General features: G+C 53.0%; 13 protein-coding genes, 2 tRNA genes and 1 other RNA gene. 8 read left to right on the plus strand and 8 right to left on the minus strand.

The window, feature by feature from the left end; translation table 11 throughout:
• Positions 1 to 76: 76 nt before the first annotated feature.
• Positions 77 to 1,711, minus strand: a complete 1,635-nt coding sequence (locus tag F3J41_RS06060; RefSeq protein WP_166710224.1) for an ABC transporter substrate-binding protein — start codon at positions 1,709 to 1,711, stop codon at positions 77 to 79.
• Between the two features lie 571 nt (positions 1,712 to 2,282).
• Positions 2,283 to 2,930 carry a YchE family NAAT transporter gene (locus F3J41_RS06065; RefSeq protein WP_031280216.1) on the minus strand — a complete coding sequence of 216 codons (648 nt, stop codon included), beginning with the start codon at positions 2,928 to 2,930 and terminating at the stop codon, positions 2,283 to 2,285.
• Between the two features lie 444 nt (positions 2,931 to 3,374).
• Between F3J41_RS06065 and adhE the strand changes: the two genes are divergently transcribed.
• Complete coding sequence (gene adhE, locus F3J41_RS06070; protein ID WP_058771261.1) at positions 3,375 to 6,053, plus strand: bifunctional acetaldehyde-CoA/alcohol dehydrogenase; 2,679 nt, start codon at positions 3,375 to 3,377, stop codon at positions 6,051 to 6,053.
• A 53-nt stretch (positions 6,054 to 6,106) separates the two neighbouring features.
• Here the strand turns inward: adhE and tdk are convergent, their stop codons facing one another.
• The gene (gene tdk, locus F3J41_RS06075; RefSeq protein WP_058774613.1) at positions 6,107 to 6,727 is read right to left on the minus strand and encodes a thymidine kinase; all 621 of its coding nucleotides are present in this window, start codon (positions 6,725 to 6,727) and stop codon (positions 6,107 to 6,109) included.
• A gap of 9 nt (positions 6,728 to 6,736) precedes the next feature.
• On the opposite strand from tdk, the gene F3J41_RS06080 reads away from it, so the two are divergent.
• Both F3J41_RS06080 and hns read left to right on the plus strand, forming a co-directional pair.
• Positions 6,737 to 7,048 (plus strand): hypothetical protein, encoded by a 312-nt coding sequence (locus F3J41_RS06080; RefSeq protein WP_127834136.1) that lies wholly within the window; start codon positions 6,737 to 6,739, stop codon positions 7,046 to 7,048.
• Positions 7,049 to 7,130: 82 nt separating this feature from the next.
• Positions 7,131 to 7,538 (plus strand): histone-like nucleoid-structuring protein H-NS, encoded by a 408-nt coding sequence (hns, locus tag F3J41_RS06085; protein ID WP_031280215.1) that lies wholly within the window; start codon positions 7,131 to 7,133, stop codon positions 7,536 to 7,538.
• Between the two features lie 98 nt (positions 7,539 to 7,636).
• Here hns and F3J41_RS06090 read toward each other — a convergent pair whose 3' ends face one another.
• The 5 genes from F3J41_RS06090 to rssA all read right to left on the minus strand — a co-directional run bounded on the left by F3J41_RS06090 (position 7,637) and on the right by rssA (position 13,147).
• Entirely contained in the window at positions 7,637 to 8,644 is a 1,008-nt protein-coding gene (locus F3J41_RS06090) for an NAD-dependent epimerase (RefSeq protein WP_058757710.1), read from the minus strand.
• A gap of 14 nt (positions 8,645 to 8,658) precedes the next feature.
• Positions 8,659 to 9,999 carry a UDP-glucose/GDP-mannose dehydrogenase family protein gene (locus tag F3J41_RS06095; RefSeq protein WP_058757711.1) on the minus strand — a complete coding sequence of 447 codons (1,341 nt, stop codon included), beginning with the start codon at positions 9,997 to 9,999 and terminating at the stop codon, positions 8,659 to 8,661.
• Between the two features lie 23 nt (positions 10,000 to 10,022).
• A complete protein-coding gene (galU, locus tag F3J41_RS06100) occupies positions 10,023 to 10,931 on the minus strand; it encodes a UTP--glucose-1-phosphate uridylyltransferase GalU (RefSeq protein ID WP_021510076.1) in 909 nt (302 codons plus the stop codon).
• A gap of 192 nt (positions 10,932 to 11,123) precedes the next feature.
• Positions 11,124 to 12,140, minus strand: a complete 1,017-nt coding sequence (gene rssB / locus F3J41_RS06105; protein WP_059011644.1) for a two-component system response regulator RssB — start codon at positions 12,138 to 12,140, stop codon at positions 11,124 to 11,126.
• Positions 12,141 to 12,241: 101 nt separating this feature from the next.
• Complete coding sequence (rssA, locus tag F3J41_RS06110; RefSeq protein ID WP_021510074.1) at positions 12,242 to 13,147, minus strand: patatin-like phospholipase RssA; 906 nt, start codon at positions 13,145 to 13,147, stop codon at positions 12,242 to 12,244.
• A gap of 96 nt (positions 13,148 to 13,243) precedes the next feature.
• On the opposite strand from rssA, the gene F3J41_RS06115 reads away from it, so the two are divergent.
• The 5 genes from F3J41_RS06115 (at position 13,244) to F3J41_RS06135 (ending at position 15,131) form a co-directional block, all read left to right on the plus strand.
• On the plus strand, positions 13,244 to 13,699 hold the full coding sequence (locus F3J41_RS06115; RefSeq protein WP_040679954.1) for a YchJ family protein: 456 nt from the start codon (positions 13,244 to 13,246) through the stop codon (positions 13,697 to 13,699).
• 57 nt (positions 13,700 to 13,756) lie between these two features.
• Complete coding sequence (gene purU / locus F3J41_RS06120; RefSeq protein WP_031280214.1) at positions 13,757 to 14,605, plus strand: formyltetrahydrofolate deformylase; 849 nt, start codon at positions 13,757 to 13,759, stop codon at positions 14,603 to 14,605.
• 144 nt (positions 14,606 to 14,749) lie between these two features.
• Positions 14,750 to 14,834 (plus strand) — tRNA-Tyr (locus F3J41_RS06125).
• A 44-nt stretch (positions 14,835 to 14,878) separates the two neighbouring features.
• Positions 14,879 to 14,963, plus strand: a tRNA-Tyr gene (locus F3J41_RS06130).
• A 40-nt stretch (positions 14,964 to 15,003) separates the two neighbouring features.
• Positions 15,004 to 15,131, plus strand: a non-coding RNA gene (locus F3J41_RS06135) — RtT sRNA.
• The last annotated feature ends 187 nt before the right edge of the window (positions 15,132 to 15,318 follow it).

The raw sequence follows: 15,318 nt of genomic DNA on the forward strand, positions 1-15,318 counted from the left end.
TGCGAAGATCACTACCACCCTGCAGGGTTACCACGGTAACGTGACGCCCGACTGTAGCGCCGGATCGTCACATTACTCAATGTTTCTTTATGTAATAGTATTTCAGCGCCAGCATATCCTGCGGATCGTTGCCGCTGAAACCGCCCACCCACGGCTTGACCAGCCGCACGCTGACCCGGTAGTAAACCGGGATGAGCGGGGAATCCTGATCCAGCTGTTTTTCCGCCTGCTGATAGAGCTGCGCGCGCTGCGCGTCATCCGCGGTGTTGAGCGTTTGCGCCATCAGCGCATCAAATGCGGCGCTGTGATAAAACGCGGTGTTGATGGAGGAGCCACTCAGCAGCAGATTGAGGAAGCTGGATGGCTCGTTGTAATCCGCACACCAGGTGGCGCGCACCACGTCAAACTGTGCCTGATGACGGGTCTCCAGTAGCGTTTTCCACTCCTGATTTTGCAGCGTCACCTGCGCACCGAGATTCTTTTGCCACATTGAGGCAGCCGCAATCGCCTGACGCTTGTTCTGTTCTGAGGTGTTATACAGCAGAGTAAAACGCAGCGGATGCCGGGCATTGAAGCCAGCTTCCGCCAGCAGCTGCTTCGCTGCCGCGTTACGTTGCGCCTGCGTCTGCTGCGCCCACGCTGGCGTATTGAGGGAAATACCGTGAATAAAGGGCGGCGTCAGGCCGTAGGCCGGGATCTGTCCCTGCCCCATAATTTTCTGCGCGATGATGTCGCGGTCGAGCGTTAACTTCAGCGCGCTGCGTACGCGGACGTCGTCAAACGGCGCTTTCTTGTTATTGATTTCGTAATAGAAGGTGCACAGTAGCGGGCTGACTCTTACTTCATCTCCCAGCGCCTGCTGCAGTTTTTTGAACATATCGGGCGGCACCACGCTGTTGGTCATGTCGGTGCCGCCACTGCGATAGCGGTTTATATCGCTATTCTCAGAGGTGAGCGCCAGAAACACGCCTTCGTCCAGCGTGGTATGGGCATTGTCCCAGTAGTGCGGATTACGCTTCACCACGATCTGCTCATTCACCACCCAGTCCGCCAGCGTGTAAGCGCCATTCCCCACGTAGTGCTGCGGCTGTGTCCAGGCATCGCCCCACTGCTCTACCGCCGGACGATACACCGGTTTCATCGAAGTATGAGCCAGCATATCAACAAAATACGGGACCGGTTCAGAGAGCGTAACCTGCAAATGATGGTCGTCCAGCGCTTTCACGCCCAGCTGGGAAGGCGCCGCTTTACCGGCGAGGATGGCATCAATGTTGCTGATGTGCGCAGCCTGCAAATAGCTGGCGTACGGCGAGGCGGTGCGCGGATCGGCCAGACGCTGCCAGCTGTAGACAAAATCCTGCGCGGTGACCGGCTCACCATTGCTCCAGCGGGCGTCTTTACGCAGCGTGAACGTCCAGATGCGGCCCTGCTGATTTTGCCACTGCTGCGCCACGCCGGGCACCAGTTGACCGTTGTTGTCGGTCTCAACCAGTCCTTCCAGCAGATTGCGAATCACATTGGATTCCGGCACGCCCTCGACTTTTTGTGGATCAAGCGAGGACACTTCGCTGCCATTGTTAATAACGATGCGTTGCGTATCCGCTAATGACGTCCCGGCTGGGATCTCAGCGGCCTGACTTTGCGCCAGCGCACTGGAGAGGCAAAGCGCCAGAAACGTGCGCGCTGCCGTTTTCGCTACCATGCTTTTCATCAACCAATATCAACCTTCAACATAAACCTGATAGCAGTAAGCAAGAAGCGTACACATTTGTTGCTAGCAGATAAAAAATTTTGCGGTGAGCCGAAAATTATCAGAAGCGTTGCCCGCACGCCAAAGCTAAACCACAAAAATGTTAGCTGATTCTCTTTTATCACGTTGCCGCGCACAGGAAAAGTGTTAATTCTTGAGCAGAATTATCGATTAATCCACTGATAAACAATGAATTTCAGCCTGATTTGCACGTTAATTATTCGTTAATCAACTAACTTTATAATATTTACGAATATTGCTGCTTTTAATGCTGAAGCCCGGATATTTATTCGGATTTACAGCGCAAGCTATAGAATGATACTGCGGATGATTTACAGAGTAGCGGGATATACTGTGACGATTATCACAGTATTTTGAGGCTCAGGCTGTGTGCGGGATAACACCAGTAGTAAAACTGATGCGGTCGGGCCGATATTAAGCGCGACAAATAAAATCACTATATTGGTGCAATATTTCATTTATTTGCACCATTCTGGTTCACAAAGCGCTTAGCGATAAAAAATAACCGCCGTTAATTCAGTAATCCTGGAAACAGGGCTTTCATTCCGGTCACGACAAATTCAATGCCCAGCGCCATGAGCAGCAGCCCCATGATACGCGTAATGACGTTGATACCGGTTTGTCCCAATACGCGCACCATCAGTGGTGCGGCCCGGAACAATAACCAGCAGCAGAAGGCAAATATCGCAATCGCCAGGGTAAAGCCCAGCAGATTTGGCCAGCTGTGATAACGCGAGCTCCAGACAATGGTCGAGCTGATCGCGCCCGGCCCTGCCATCAGCGGCAGCGCCAGCGGCACCACGCCGATGCTTTCACGAATCGCCGTTTCTGACTTCTCCTGCTTGTTCTGTTTGTCTTCACCCAGCTTGCCGCTAATCATCGACATGGCGATGGTGACCACCAGAATGCCACCGGCGATGCGGAAAGAGTCAATCGAGATACCAAACAGATGCAGGATACCGTCGCCAAGGAATAGCGAGGTCCAGAGGATAATCGCCACCGCCAGGTTCGCGGTCAGGTTAGTTTTATTGCGCTCCGCCACCGCCTGGTAGCTGGTCATGCTGATAAATACCGGAATAATGCCGACCGGGTTAACCAGCGCGAACAAACCCACAAAAAATTTAATGTAGCCAGAAAGATCGAGTAGCGCAGGGGTCACGGTGGGCTCCAGGTGATGGCGAAAAAAATCGCGCTTAATGTAGTGCAAAAGCCTGGCGAAACACCAGAGGCTAACGCAGAAATAAATGCTGCACTTAAAGCACTATCCCAGTTTATTCCGCTACTGTTAGCGCGATGTTATCGGCCTGCAGCGGGTCAGATCGGCTTCTGTAGCTGTCGACGCTAACTTTACTTGCAAAAGTGAGCGCTGAAAGGTGTCAGCTGATAGTTAAATTGATCTGCATCATAAATCGCCTACCCCATCAGGGGTAATCTTAGCCCATCGGAACTCAACCCTGTGACACAGGTCATCCTGGCGGAAAAACCTTTTTAGTAAGCAACGGCACGGGCATCGCCATCCTTAGCTATCCATAAGCGTAACGAGACTATACTTCTGGATTCAGGCTTGTTTACTAAAAAAGTTTAACTTCCTTAGGAGAGTATTATGGCCGTTACTAATGTTGCCGAGCTTAACGCACTGGTAGAACGTGTTAAAAAGGCACAGCGCGAATACGCCAATTTTAGTCAGGAACAAGTTGATACCATTTTCCGTGCGGCCGCCCTCGCCGCTGCCGATGCCCGTATCCCTCTCGCCAAAATGGCCGTTGCCGAATCCGGCATGGGTATCGTTGAAGATAAAGTCATCAAAAACCACTTCGCTTCCGAATATATCTATAACGCTTACAAAGACGAAAAAACCTGTGGCGTGCTGGACACCGATGATACCTTTGGCACCATCACCATCGCTGAGCCGATTGGCCTGATTTGTGGCATCGTGCCCACCACCAACCCGACCTCTACCGCCATCTTCAAGGCCCTGATTAGCCTGAAAACCCGTAACGGTATCATCTTCTCTCCTCATCCACGTGCCAAAGATGCCACCAACAAAGCGGCTGACATCGTACTGCAGGCTGCTATCGCGGCCGGCGCGCCAAAAGACATTATTGGCTGGATTGATGCGCCATCGGTTGAGCTCTCTAACCAGCTGATGCATCACCCGGATATCAACCTGATTCTCGCCACCGGTGGTCCGGGCATGGTGAAAGCGGCTTACAGCTCCGGCAAACCAGCGATTGGTGTGGGCGCAGGTAACACCCCGGTGGTAATTGACGAAACGGCCGATATCAAACGCGCGGTTGCCTCGATCCTGATGTCAAAAACCTTCGACAACGGCGTGATTTGCGCGTCTGAACAGTCAGTGATTGTCGTGGACTCTGTCTATGATGCCGTGCGCGAGCGCTTCGCCAGCCACGGTGGCTACCTGCTGCAGGGCAAAGAGCTGAAAGCGGTGCAGGATATCATCCTGAAAAATGGCGCGCTGAACGCGGCGATTGTCGGTCAGCCGGCTTACAAAATTGCTGAACTGGCAGGGATTAGCGTGCCGGTAAGCACCAAAATTCTGATTGGTGAAGTGAAACTGGTGGATGAGTCTGAGCCGTTCGCCCATGAGAAGCTCTCGCCTACGCTGGCCATGTATCGCGCGAAAGACTATTACGATGCGGTGGATAAAGCGGAAAAACTGGTGGCAATGGGCGGTATCGGCCACACCTCCTGTCTTTATACCGACCAGGATAACCAGCGCGAGCGCGTTAACTTCTTCGGCGACAAAATGAAAACCGCGCGCATCCTGATCAACACCCCGGCTTCACAGGGCGGGATCGGTGACCTGTATAACTTCAAGCTGGCCCCTTCACTCACGCTGGGCTGCGGTTCATGGGGTGGTAACTCTATCTCTGAAAACGTGGGTCCAAAACACCTGATCAACAAGAAAACCGTGGCCAAGCGAGCTGAAAATATGTTGTGGCATAAACTTCCGAAGTCTATCTACTTCCGCCGCGGTTCTCTGCCAATTGCGCTGGAAGAAGTGGCGACTGACGGTGCAAAACGCGCCTTTATCGTCACCGACCGCTTCCTGTTCAACAACGGTTATGCTGACCAGGTCACCCGCGTGCTGAAATCACACGGAATCGAAACCGAAGTGTTCTTTGAAGTAGAAGCAGACCCAACGCTGAGCATCGTGCGTAAAGGTGCCGAGCAGATGAACAGCTTCAAACCTGACGTGATCATTGCCCTGGGCGGGGGTTCACCGATGGATGCGGCTAAGATTATGTGGGTGATGTACGAGCATCCGGAAACCCATTTTGAAGAACTGGCGCTGCGCTTTATGGACATCCGTAAACGTATCTACAAGTTCCCGAAAATGGGTGTCAAAGCGCGCATGGTGGCCATCACTACCACTTCCGGTACCGGTTCAGAAGTTACCCCGTTTGCGGTAGTCACCGACGATGCCACCGGCCAGAAATATCCGCTGGCAGACTATGCCCTGACGCCGGATATGGCGATTGTCGATGCCAACCTGGTGATGGAGATGCCGCGTTCACTGTGCGCCTTTGGTGGTCTGGATGCCGTCACCCATGCGCTGGAAGCCTACGTATCGGTACTGGCTAACGAATACTCCGATGGTCAGGCGCTGCAGGCACTGAAGCTGCTGAAAGAGAATCTGCCTGCCAGCTACCGCGACGGCGCGAAAAATCCTGTGGCGCGTGAGCGTGTTCATAATGCGGCGACCATTGCCGGTATCGCTTTCGCCAACGCCTTCCTCGGCGTGTGTCACTCCATGGCGCATAAACTGGGCTCTGAGTTCCACATTCCACACGGTCTGGCCAACGCCCTGCTGATTTGTAACGTGATTCGCTACAACGCGAATGATAATCCAACCAAGCAGACTGCCTTCAGCCAGTACGACCGTCCGCAGGCACGCCGCCGCTATGCTGAGATTGCTGACCATCTCGGTCTGAGCGCTGCCGGTGACCGTACCGCGCAGAAAATTGAAAAACTGCTGGCATGGCTGGAAGAGATGAAAACTCAGCTGGGTATCCCAACCTCTATCCGCGAAGCGGGCGTGCAGGAAGCTGACTTCCTGGCGAAAGTCGACAAGCTGGCGGATGATGCGTTCGATGACCAGTGTACCGGTGCTAACCCACGCTATCCGCTGATTGCTGAACTGAAACAAATCATGCTGGATACCTTCTATGGACGTGAGTTCTCAGAAGCAGATAACAGTGTTGCTGCTGAGGGTGAAGCTAAAGCCGTTAAGAGTGAGAAGAAAACCAAGAAGGCCTGATTGGCCTGATACAAAAAAACCCGCTGCGGCGGGTTTTTTTATGCTGCGGCTATTCAGGCGTGAGGCAGTTGTGAACCGTAAATGGCGTTTAGCGAGCCGTCATTTATCGCCTGTTTATAGTGCTTGCGGCACACAGAGATATAACGCTCATTACCACCGATCACCACCTGCTCCCCTTCGCTGAACGGTTTACCCTTAGCATCCAGTCGTAACACCATGCTGGCTTTGCGTCCACAGTGACACACGGTTTTCAATTCCACCAGCTTATCGGCCCAGGCCAGTAAATACTGACTGCCGGTAAATAACTCACCGCGAAAGTCGGTACGCAGACCATAACACAGCACCGGAATATCCAGATTATCTACCACGTCCGACAGGGCTTTCACCTGCTCCCGCGTCAGAAACTGGCTCTCATCCACCAGTACACAGTGAACCGTCTGCTTCGCGTGCTGTTCCGCAATTTCACTTTCCAGGTTGGTCTGCGCGTTATATAAAAAAGCCGGAGACGAAAGACCAATACGCGAGCTGACTTTTCCGGCGCCGAAGCGGTCGTCAATTTCCGCGGTATACACCAGCGTACGCATGCCGCGCTCATGGTAATTGTAGGAAGACTGCAGCAATGCGGTGGATTTTCCCGCGTTCATCGCTGAGTAATAAAAATAGAGTTGCGCCATAAATGTCTCTTGTCACTGCCCGAAACTGTTGCGCGTGAGTCTATCATAAAGCTGCTGCACTGTTGCGATGCATTATTTTTATCAACTGCTCAAATTAACGTCATCGTCATAGATCAGCAGCATCGTTATCAACATTTCGCACGTTATGTCAAAGCCGTGATCATGCAGCAATTTTATTCAGTATTATTATCGCTGATGCCCGGGCGAAAGGCGCACAGCGGTATTTATCCCTGCAAAACCTGTGCTATCAAATCTATAAAAAGAATAATAAATAGCGCCTTAAAAAGCTTAACAACATTAACTTTACGTTTTGCTTTTTAATCTGGCTATTGCAGTTATTTTTCACCGCCACTATTATGAGGCGGCAGAACAACTCCATTTATTATATTTTGAGATTAGGACAATGAGCGAAGCACTTAAAATTCTTAATAATATCCGTACATTGCGCGCGCAGGCTCGGGAATGCTCTCTGGAAACACTGGAAGAGATGCTGGAAAAACTTGAGGTTGTGGTGAATGAACGTCGTGAAGAAGAATCTCTTGCCCAGGCGGAAAATGCCGAGCGCAGCCGTAAGCTGGAACAATATCGTGAAATGCTGATGGCAGACGGTATTGATCCAAACGAACTGCTGCAGGCATTAGCTGAAACCAAAGCGCCAGGTAAAGCCAAACGCGCGGCACGTCCGGCGAAGTATGGTTACGTCGACGAGAACGGTGAGAACCGTACCTGGACCGGCCAGGGACGTACGCCAGCCGTGATTAAAAAAGCGATTGAAGAACAAGGTAAACAACTGGACGATTTCCTGCTGTAAGGAACCAGTGCTTCGCAGCATGCCAGCCCTGGCGCTGTGCTCTGTTTTACACCGGGTAAGAAAAAAGGAAGCCGCTGGCTTCCTTTTTTTATCGCGACTTATTGCTGATAGAAGTCGCGGTACCAGTCAACAAAACGCTGCACGCCCTGCTCTACGCTGGTCTGCGGGCGGAAATTTATCGCGTCATACAGCGGCTGGGTGTCTGCACTGGTGCCTAATACATCGCCGGGCTGCATCGGCAGCATATTTTTCTTCGCCTCAATCCCCAGCGCTTTTTCCAGCGACTCAATGTAAGTCATCAGGCTGGTAGGCTGACTATTGCCAATATTGTACACGCGATACGGCGCCGAACTGGTGGCAGGCGAGCCGTTTTCCACCGTCCAGTTTTCATCTGCCTGCGGAATCACGTCCTGCAAACGCACAATCGCTTCGGCAATATCATCAATATAGGTGAAGTCACGTGTCATCTGGCCGCGGTTATACACATCAATCGCGTCACCGGCCAGCATCGCGCGGGTGAACTTAAACAGCGCCATATCCGGACGGCCCCACGGACCATAAACGGTAAAGAAGCGCAATCCGGTGGTAGGTAATTGGTAAAGGTGTGAATAGGTATGCGACATTAATTCGTTGGCTTTTTTCGTCGCAGCATAAAGTGATACCGGATGATCAACCGAATCATCCGTGGAGAACGGCATTTTACGGTTCAGGCCATAAACCGAACTCGATGAAGCATACAGCAGGTGGCCAATCTTATGATGACGGCAACCTTCCAGAATATTTAAGTGACCAATCAGGTTGGCATCAGCGTAGGCGTGCGGATTCTCGATGGAATAGCGAACCCCTGCCTGTGCGCCTAAATGGATCACGCGCGCAAAAGCATGCTGTTCAAACAGGGAAGAAATGGCCTGGCGATCCGCCAGGTCCATTTTAAGGAAAGTAAACGCGGGATGTGCGGTAATCTGGTCGAGGCGCGCCTGTTTCAGGCTGACATCGTAGTAATCATTCAGGTTATCGATACCAACAACCTGGTGACCGGCAGCCAGCAAACGCTGACTAACGTGAAAACCAATAAATCCTGCCGCGCCGGTGACCAGAAAATTCATACATCCCTCATTTATTACACAATTTGAATAGACGCTCCGCGGCCGATTGCATAATAAACGAAACCGCGTTTGCTGATACGCTCCGGATCATACAGGTTACGACCATCAAAAATCACGGGTTGTTTTAACGAGGATTTAATCACGTCGAAATCCGGAGCACGGAAGTTCTGCCACTCGGTGCAGATCACCAGACCATCGGCGCCCTGCAGCGCAGCTTCTTTAGTGCCGCACAGCTTCAGATCGTCACGATGACCGTAGATGCGCTGGGCTTCTTCCATCGCTTCCGGATCAAACGCCTGCACCGTTGCGCCTGCCTGCCACAGTGCTTCCATCAGCACACGGCTTGAGGCTTCACGCATGTCGTCGGTGTTCGGTTTGAACGCCAGCCCCCACAGCGCAAACGTCTTGCCACGCAGATCGTCGCCAAAGTGACGTTTAATAAACGTCGGCAGCTTGTTCTTCTGCGAATCGTTGACGTCTTCTACCGCCTGCAACAGGCGCGGGGTGTAGCCGATTGACTCTGCAGTGCGAATCAGCGCCTGCACGTCTTTCGGGAAGCAGGAACCGCCGTAACCACAGCCCGGATAAATAAAGTGATAACCGATGCGTGAATCAGAACCGATGCCCTGACGTACTTTTTCCACGTCAGCACCCAGGCGTTCCGCAAGGTTGGAAATCTCGTTCATGAAGCTGATTTTGGTCGCCAGCATGCAGTTAGCTGCATATTTGGTCAGCTCTGCACTGCGGATATCCATCAGAATCATGCGATCGTGATTACGGTTAAACGGTTCGTACAGTTCACGCAGCAGTTCGACCACTTCATCATTATCGGTGCCCACCACGATACGTTCCGGACGCATGCAATCGTTAACTGCGGCGCCCTCTTTCAGGAACTCCGGGTTGGAGACCACATCGAACGCAATATTGGCATCACGCTGCTTCAGCGTTTCGCTCATCACCGCGCGCACGCGGTCAGCGGTGCCTACCGGTACGGTAGATTTGTCGATGACGACTTTGTGATCGTTCATGTGCTGCGCAATAGTACGCGCAACCGCAGTCACATATTTCAGGTCGGCAGAGCCATCCTCATCCGGCGGCGTGCCCACAGCAATAAACTGCATTACGCCATGGTTTACGCCCTCTTCTGCGTTGGTACTGAATTTCAGACGCCCCGCTTCATAGTTAGACATAACCAGCGGCGTCAGGCCCGGTTCAAAAATTGGGATGATGCCCTTTTTCAGGCTTTCGACTTTCTTTTCGTCGACATCAATACAGAGAACGTCATGTCCGACTTCGGCCAACACCGCAGCCTGAACCAGACCGACATAGCCGATACCAAATACAGTGACTTTCATTGAATTATCCTGTGCTTAATGAATTACTTTTTGTTGCCTGCAACGCCGTCGAGCCACTGAGCGAAATCTTTGCCCAGCACCGGATGACGCACGCCATACTCAACAAAAGCTTGCATATAACCCAGTTTATTACCGCAGTCGTGGCTCACGCCGGTCAGGTGGTAAGCTTCTACGGTCTCTTTTTCCATCAGCATGGCGATGGAGTCGGTCAGCTGCACTTCGCCGCCGGCACCCGGAGGGGTCTTCGCCAGCAGAGGCCAGATGTCCGCAGACAGCACGTAACGACCTACTACCGCCAGGTTAGATGGCGCTTCCGAGGCTTTTGGCTTCTCAACCACGCCCACCATCGGTGCGCTCTGGCCCGGGGCCAGCTCTGCGCCCTGGCAGTCAACCACGCCGTAAGCGGTGACATCGGCAACTGGCTCAACCATGATCTGGCTGCGACCGCTCTCTTCAAAGCGCGTCAGCATTTCTGCCAGGTTATCTTTGGTTGGGTTAGATTCGTACTCATCAATGATCACGTCTGGCAGAATCACCGCGACTGGCTCATCACCGACCAGCGGATGAGCACACATCACGGCGTGACCGAGGCCCTTGGCGATACCCTGACGTACCTGCATGATGGTAACGTGTGGCGGGCAGATTGACTGGATTTCATCCAGCAGCTGACGCTTCACGCGTTTTTCCAGCATCGCTTCCAGTTCGAAACTGGTATCAAAATGGTTTTCGATGGAGTTTTTAGAGGAGTGCGTAACCAGCACGATCTCATTAATACCCGCAGCAATACACTCGTTCACGACATACTGGATCAACGGCTTATCGACCAGCGGTAACATCTCTTTTGGAATAGCTTTGGTGGCAGGCAGCATACGCGTACCCAGACCTGCAACCGGGATTACCGCTTTTTTTACTTTAGACTTATAGGCAGACATCAAATACCTCTCTTAATAGGCCGTTCAAGTTAATACTTGATATGTCGGTTTAAAAACGAAATGAGTATATCAGTTAGTGTCAGACGGATTTATCCTGGATGGAGTTAATCCGCGGAATTTAAGACTATTACCCAAGTGTAAAGCTAAGCTTTGGCCCTGTCTTTAACCCGCGGAAAATATAAATCTGAGTGGCTATTCTTCGGACGATAACATCAGGCGAAGCCGGCCGCCAGCTCCCCAGACGTGACATTGCCAGGCATCGGCGCGCTGGCTGATTTGATTAAGATGGGTGCTGCCCATAGTGCCAAGCGGCACACCGTTACTGAGCTGGATTTGCTGAGTATTGATGTGCAGCGTGGCATTCAGACCGGCTGAGACCAGAATCAGATTTTTCAACTGACGATGGTAGTAGCCCACCAGCAGCGGGAACTGACCGTTCAGGTTGGCCTGACGCAACAGCATATTCACCTGGCGCAGCAGACCATTGAGTTCCGGCAGACGCTGCTTTTGCCCGGACAGTTGCTCCTGCAATAAACCGTTGAACAGTGCTCTGAGCAATAATGCAGCCAGCACGCCGTTGTCGCCGGCACGCGTTACGTCAAGGCAATAAAACGCCAAATCTTTGTCCGACAGCGCGGCAATATCCAGCACCAGCCCCGGCTGTTCCGCCATGGTGAGTTGACGGTAGTTTATGCGGCAGCTGGCGATGGTTTGCTGGACTGGCGGTTGCAGTTGTTTGAGCAGCTTGGCGGCAGCGAGCGGATCGCGCACCAGGGCATCCCAGTCCTGAAACAGCTGTTCATCTTCTTCCACTTTCGAGGTGAACATCGAAGGATAGAGGCACTCAAACACCGCTTCACGGAAACGTTCCAGGTTTTTTAGCGGCTTGAGCAGCACGTCCTGCACGCCAAGGCGCAGCACGTGGGCAATGTCAGCCATGTTCTGCGTGGCGGAGATGATCAGGATGGGCACGCTATTACCGCGTGTACGAATTCGCTCGACAAACTCAATACCGCCCATGCGCGGCATTTCCAGATCGCAAATGACCAGGTCCACTGACTGCGCGGCGAGTAAACTCAGGCCGTCGAGTCCGTCGCCCGCTTCGAACGTGCTGGCTCCGAGGCCAGTTAACAATGTGTCCAGCAATGAACGGAAAACGACCTCATCTTCGACAATGAGTATCTTTTTGCCGATTAGCGGTTTTTCCATTCTCTCCCCCTGCGTACCAGATATTTCAATAGTGGTTCATAAAACGCCGTTGCGCCTTTCAGAATTGGCTGAAGTCACAACCCCCGTGAATGAACAACTGATTATCTGCTACGGACCAGCGGTAATAGTTCATCCATTTTTTTCTCCACGGCGGCCTTGCCTGCCGCAATGGCCTCTTCAGCCCGATGAAAGTCCAGCGTTGAAATCTGCGGACAAAAAGGCTGAATCAGCACATCCGGCGGATCGCCTGCCATACGGTTACGTTTCAGGCGATTTTCCAATACCTGGATTGACGTTGACATAATTTCCATCGCGCCTGGAGACTGGCTGGCGCGCCGATGGGTCAACCCCATCAGACGCTGGCGCAGTTTTTTGCCCCAGCTCAGTGCTTCTGCCGCTGCCGCCTCTTCACCGCTCTGCGGCGTGACCGACAGCAGATCCTGCTGCATCAGGTGCGCATCATGTTGCAGGTCAACGGCAATCACAATGTCAGCGCCCAGCGCGCGGGTTAGCGAAATCGGCACCGGATTGACCACCGCACCATCCACCAGCCAATAACCATTGTAGCCAACCGGAGGCAATAAGCCTGGCATACTACACGATGCACGCACCGCCTGGTGCAAATCCCCTTCGGTCAGCCACAGCTCGCGTCCGGTGCTGAGGTTGGTTGCCACCACGCCAAAGCGCTTATCCGCGTCTTCGATGAGCTCGTTAGGGATCAGCTGACGGATATGGCTAAACACCCGGTCGCCGCGCAGCAGGCCGCCACGCTGCCATGAGAGGTCCATCAGACGGATAACATCCCAGTAGCGAAATGCGCTGACCCACTTCTCCATCAACGCCAGACGGCCGTTGACGTAGGCAGAACCCACCAGTGCGCCGACGGAACAGCCGGCGACGACATCCACCTCAATACCGGCGCGCTCCAGCGCGTTGATGACACCAATATGCGCCCAGCCTTTGGCAGCGCCCGATCCCAGGGCCAGCCCAATCCTGACTTTTCTCATCTCACCTCGTGATCAACCTGATGCGTAGCTTCACGCTGGCCAGTCGGCTAACATAGCGCACACTTTCATTAACTTTAATCACTCTCAGGAGATGATGTGTCCGAAAAGTGCCCCTGCTGCAGCGGAGAGCAGTATAGCCTATGTTGTCAGCCCTTTCTGAACGGGCAACAAACGCCACAGCGCGCTGAACAGTTAATGCGCTCGCGTTACAGCGCTTACGTTAAGCAAAACGCCGCCTGGCTGGTAGAAACCTGGCATCCCAGCCAGCGCGTGGCCGGACTGGAGACGCTATTATCCGAAAGTTTCGCCACCACAGAATGGCTTGGCCTGAATGTAACCCGTTGTAATCACGGAAGCCATGAGAATGAAGCCTTCGTGACTTTTTTTGCGCGTTATCTCGAAAAAGGCCGTACCTGCAGCCTGTATGAATGTTCACGCTTTCTTCGCGAGGATCAACGCTGGTACTATGTCGACGGAACAACGCCGGAGTTAGGGCGTAACGATCGCTGTCCTTGTGGCTCCGATAAAAAATACAAAAAATGTTGTGGCTAATCTGGACAGATGCCCAACAGCTTCACCATTCATCGCTTTGACAGGACTCTGATCGAGATGCAAGCGCAAACCATGCAACGAAAAGTTTTACGGACCATTTGCCCCGATGCCAAAGGTCTGATCGCCAAGATCACCAACATTTGCTACAAGCACGAACTGAACATTGTGCAGAACAATGAGTTCGTCGATCACCGTACCGGGCGCTTTTTCATGCGCACAGAGCTGGAAGGCATTTTCAACGACAACACGCTGCTGGCTGACCTCGACAGCGCGCTGCCGACCGGTTCGGTACGTGAGCTGCACAGCGCCGGACGTCGCCGCGTGGTGATTCTGGTCACCAAAGAGGCGCATTGCCTGGGCGATCTGCTGATGAAGAGTGCCTTTGGTGGTCTGGACATGGAAATCGCCGCCGTTATTGGTAACCATGAAACGCTGCGTTCGCTGGTCGAGCGTTTTGACATCCCGTTCGTGCTGGTCAGCCATGAAGGCCTGACGCGCGAAGAGCACGATAACCGCATGGCGGATGAGATCGATCGCTATCAGCCGGATTACGTTGTGCTGGCGAAATACATGCGCGTGCTGACGCCGGCGTTTGTGCAGCGTTATCCCAACCAGATCATCAATATTCACCACTCGTTCCTGCCAGCCTTTATTGGCGCCCGTCCTTATCATCAGGCCTATGAGCGCGGCGTGAAGATCATCGGTGCCACCGCGCACTACGTGAACGACAACCTGGATGAAGGCCCGATCATCATGCAGGACGTGATTAACGTCGATCACAGCTATACCGCTGAAGAGATGATGCGTGCCGGACGCGACGTGGAAAAGAATGTACTGAGCCGCGCGCTGTATAAAGTGCTGGGCCAGCGCGTGTTTGTTTACGGCAACCGCACGATCATTCTTTAACCACTGCGGCGCTGATTTGCGCAACTCTTCAGCGCCGCGCGTAAAAAGTGGGCAAACGATTGAGTTTTTTACTGTGGGCGCTTTACAGACTGAACGCATTTGGTATGATGCGCCCCGCTTTCAGGCATAAAGATTCAGGCCAGTGGCGGGATTCCCTAGCGGCCAAAGGGAGCAGACTGTAAATCTGCCGTCATCGACTTCGAAGGTTCGAATCCTTCTCCCGCCACCATCTGAATCCATTCTGTGCCTGAATCTTCTGAGCTTCATATCCCTGGCGGGATTCCCGAGCGGCCAAAGGGAGCAGACTGTAAATCTGCCGTCATCGACTTCGAAGGTTCGAATCCTTCTCCCGCCACCATCTCATGCTGCACTCCTCTTCCAGCCAGTCAATAAAGCCAGTTAATAACACCTGGAGAAGGATGAGAAGCTTCGACCGAAGGTTCGGGTCGAACGCAGTGAGACAACGCGCGTCAGCGCGGCCCGCAGGGTGAGCCGCTTGCGGCGAATAATCATTCTCCCGCCACCCTTTCATGCTGCACTTTTCACCAGACCGACATCTGAATTTACGCGATGCCAGGCCGGCATCAATGGCGCCCCTTATATCCCGATCATTCTCCTCCGGGTATGATGATCCCCGACTGATCATCGGGAAGTTGCTGGTGAGATGGGGGCGCCCCCTGGGCATAAAGCCTGCTTCGTAGATTCATCCCCGG

It is taken from the genome of Pantoea sp. Ap-870 (assembly GCF_011752515.1).
Classification (GTDB): domain Bacteria; phylum Pseudomonadota; class Gammaproteobacteria; order Enterobacterales; family Enterobacteriaceae; genus Pantoea; species Pantoea dispersa.

Coding starts and splice junctions, on each gene's coding strand:
- adhE (WP_058771261.1), top strand. CDS start 3,375: ATGGCCGTTACTAATGTTGCCGAGCTTAACGCACTGGTAGAACGTGTT.
- tdk (WP_058774613.1), bottom strand. CDS start 6,727: ATGGCGCAACTCTATTTTTATTACTCAGCGATGAACGCGGGAAAATCC.
- rssA (WP_021510074.1), bottom strand. CDS start 13,147: ATGAGAAAAGTCAGGATTGGGCTGGCCCTGGGATCGGGCGCTGCCAAA.
- galU (WP_021510076.1), bottom strand. CDS start 10,931: ATGTCTGCCTATAAGTCTAAAGTAAAAAAAGCGGTAATCCCGGTTGCA.
- F3J41_RS06090 (WP_058757710.1), bottom strand. CDS start 8,644: ATGAATTTTCTGGTCACCGGCGCGGCAGGATTTATTGGTTTTCACGTT.
- F3J41_RS06095 (WP_058757711.1), bottom strand. CDS start 9,999: ATGAAAGTCACTGTATTTGGTATCGGCTATGTCGGTCTGGTTCAGGCT.
- rssB (WP_059011644.1), bottom strand. CDS start 12,140: ATGGAAAAACCGCTAATCGGCAAAAAGATACTCATTGTCGAAGATGAG.
- F3J41_RS06060 (WP_166710224.1), bottom strand. CDS start 1,711: ATGAAAAGCATGGTAGCGAAAACGGCAGCGCGCACGTTTCTGGCGCTT.
- purU (WP_031280214.1), top strand. CDS start 13,757: ATGCAAGCGCAAACCATGCAACGAAAAGTTTTACGGACCATTTGCCCC.
- hns (WP_031280215.1), top strand. CDS start 7,131: ATGAGCGAAGCACTTAAAATTCTTAATAATATCCGTACATTGCGCGCG.